Annotated in this window: 4 protein-coding genes and 1 pseudogene; 3 read left to right on the top strand and 2 right to left on the bottom strand. The window is 68.9% G+C overall.

Going from position 1 to position 2,579, the window contains the following annotated elements; all coding sequences use genetic code 11:
- A pseudogene (locus tag VFG33_RS03985) lies at window positions 1-206 on the top strand (DUF1707 SHOCT-like domain-containing protein); the annotation flags it as partial.
- An 80-nt stretch (window positions 207-286) separates the two neighbouring features.
- On the opposite strand, the gene VFG33_RS03990 reads toward VFG33_RS03985, so the two are convergent.
- Together VFG33_RS03990 and VFG33_RS03995 are read right to left on the bottom strand one after the other, a co-directional pair.
- Window positions 287-1,141, bottom strand: coding sequence for a hypothetical protein (locus tag VFG33_RS03990; RefSeq protein ID WP_325022479.1), 855 nt, complete (start codon window positions 1,139-1,141; stop codon window positions 287-289).
- Window positions 1,128-1,721, bottom strand: a complete 594-nt coding sequence (locus VFG33_RS03995; protein ID WP_325022481.1) for an RNA polymerase sigma factor — start codon at window positions 1,719-1,721, stop codon at window positions 1,128-1,130. Before VFG33_RS03995 ends, VFG33_RS03990 begins: the two co-directional genes overlap by 14 nt.
- Window positions 1,722-1,832: 111 nt before the next feature.
- On the opposite strand from VFG33_RS03995, the gene VFG33_RS04000 reads away from it, so the two are divergent.
- Together VFG33_RS04000 and VFG33_RS04005 are read left to right on the top strand one after the other, a co-directional pair.
- Window positions 1,833-2,165, top strand: a complete 333-nt coding sequence (locus VFG33_RS04000) for a YnfA family protein (protein ID WP_325022483.1) — start codon at window positions 1,833-1,835, stop codon at window positions 2,163-2,165.
- 14 nt (window positions 2,166-2,179) lie between these two features.
- Window positions 2,180-2,579, top strand: a 400-nt coding sequence (locus VFG33_RS04005) for a GNAT family N-acetyltransferase (protein WP_325022486.1), incomplete at its 3' end; no start/stop codon positions are given.

A 2,579-nucleotide genomic window follows, 5' to 3' on the forward strand; every position in this document is an offset into this window, starting at 1 on the left:
TGTACGCCGTCCAACCAAGCAAGCCGGGCCGCTGGCGCTGGGCCGCGTTCGTCGGAGCCGTCTGGATGGCCCTGCCGTTCTTCCTGATCGGCCTGGTCTTCCTCGTCTTCGGCCGCGAGATCGCCGCCGCCATCTTCGGCCTCCCAGCCCTCGCCTGGGTCTTCATCACCTATCGCTGGGCCCGCGGCAGCCGCCCCCGCCGCTGACCTAGCCTCCGCCTCCGCCTGCCTTTGGCTGAGATAAAACCCGCCCGCGCCTCCGCTGAGGCGACGCGAGCGGGTTCGGATCACTTCTCCTTGGCGGGGCCGATCCAGAGGACGACGACGCCGGGTGACTCAGGCTGGGCATCATGCACGTACCAGCCGCCAGGGACCGGGGCGACCTCCTTGGCCGTGGTGACCCCGTTGACGATCTCGGTCTTGGAGTTCAGGTACGACGCCACCGTGATCCCGCGGGACTCGAGCGTCTGACGGACCTCGTCGACGGTGTGGTTGCGGAAGACGAGCCCCTGCAGTTCTTCACCTGGAGCGTTCGCCGAGCCAGGGGAGGCGGCGTACTTCTCCCCGGGCCGAGCCGCCCGGCCGAACTCGATCTCTGCCTTCCCCTTGAACGACTTGTCCACCTCGACGCCGTACTGGCAGCCTGGATCGGTGCCGGACAAGGTGGCCGGGCAGTTCTCGCCGGGCTCGAGCAGGCTGAGCTTCTGGCCCTCGCTGTTCGCGTAGGTGAGGAAGGTGCCGTAGCTGCCGGCGAGCGACGGAGAGACCGGCACCATCTTCACCTTGATGTTCAGGCCCAGGTGCTTGAACTGCTCGTTGTAGCGCGCCGGATCCGCGTCCTGATCGACCACCCGAACCGTCAGCCAGTCGCCCTGGTCGGTGACGGACAGAGCTTGCGGTAGGTCCTGACCGGGCCGGTTCAGCAGCGTCGCTGCGACCGCGCCGACGATCATCAGGCTGAAAGCGCCGACCACAACCAGCCTCGGCCGCGCCTTTACAACCACCGGCGCTTCGACAGCGGGTGTCTCGACCGCAGTCGCAGTGATGCCGTCGGACAGGTCCGCCCAGGCTTCTTGGCTGACCCGGGCGCCCGTGGTCGGCGCGAGCCCACGGGTGACAGCGTCGATGTCATGCGTCTTCATGGGATACCTCTCCTCTGACCGTCGCCGGTGACCGCTGTGTCAGCAACCTCGCGAACCGTTTCCTTGCCCTGTGCAACCTGATCCGTACTGCGTTGCGCGAACACCCCAAGGTGGTCGCGATCTGCGCCGTGTCGAGTTCCTCCCACGCGACGAGTGAGAGCAGTTCCTGGTCCTGCGCGGGCAGTTCCCGGAACGCCCTCGCGGCCGCGGAATCCCCGGGTAGGTGCTCGGGTTGTGTCGTCTCGGCCAGTTCGCCACGAAGTCGGTCCGCCAGTGCGTTCCGCCGGCCCTCGCCCCGCCTGTGGTTCGCCAGTACGCGGCGCGCCACGCCGTACAGCCAAGGTCTGGTCAGGCTCCCGCCGGGCACCTCGTCCAGCCGCCGCCAGGCGATCAGGAAGGTGTCGGCGAGCAGATCGGCCGCGTCATGGCTGCTCCCCGTCCGGCGGAGGAGGTACCCGAGCACGGCGTCGCGGTTCGCCTCGAAGAACTCTTCGAACCTGTCCCGGCGTGGATCCGGCGGGTCGTGCACGACTGCCTCGCTCACTGGCCCGGGCCGGGCCCTGATCGGTGTCTGCGTCATACCCCTCACATGTCCGGAACCCGCCGGCCCATTTCACCCCACGGAAGGATCACCACCTAGCTCCCCACTCCCGCGGCTGGATGCCGGCTCTTCCGGGATAGCGTCGTGGGTATGACGGCTTTACGGTCGATAGGCCTGTTCGGCGTGGCGGCAGTGGCGGAGATCGGCGGGGCCTGGCTGATCTGGCAAGGGATTCGGGAGCACCGCGGGGTGCTCTGGGTGCTCGGCGGGATCCTTGCCCTGGGCGCCTACGGGTTCGTCGCGACCCTGCAGCCCGACCCGAACTTCGGCCGCATCCTCGCCGCGTACGGCGGGATCTTCGTGGCGGGCTCACTCGCGTGGGGCGTGGTGCTGGACGGGTTCGGCCCGGACCGGTGGGATCTGTCCGGTGCGGCTGTTTGTCTCATCGGCGTGGGGCTGATCATGTACGCGCCCCGCGGCTGAAATAGCCTGGCCGGGTGATTCCTCCTCAGCGCCTAGCCGTGCCGTCCGACGCACCCGGGGTGGCCGACCTGATGCGGGCTTCGGTGCTCGACCTGTTCCCGGCGTACTACGACGAGCGGCAGGTGGCGAGCGCAGCCGTCCACATCGCCGCCCTGGACCTGGCTCTGATCGAGGACGGCACGTACTACGTCCACGAGGCCGGCGGCGAGATCGTGGCCTGCGGCGGCTGGAGCCGGCGGAACAAACTCTTCAACGGGACAGCCGCGGGCGCCGACGACAGACTGCTCGACCCGGCGACCGAACCGGCCCGAATCCGGGCGATGTTCGTCCGCGCCGACTGGACCCGCCGCGGCCTCGGCCGGGCGATCCTGACCTCGTGTGTCGACGCGGCCCGGGCGGAGGGTTTCACCAACC

It is taken from the genome of Kribbella sp. (genome assembly GCF_035687465.1).
Classification (GTDB): domain Bacteria; phylum Actinomycetota; class Actinomycetes; order Propionibacteriales; family Kribbellaceae; genus Kribbella.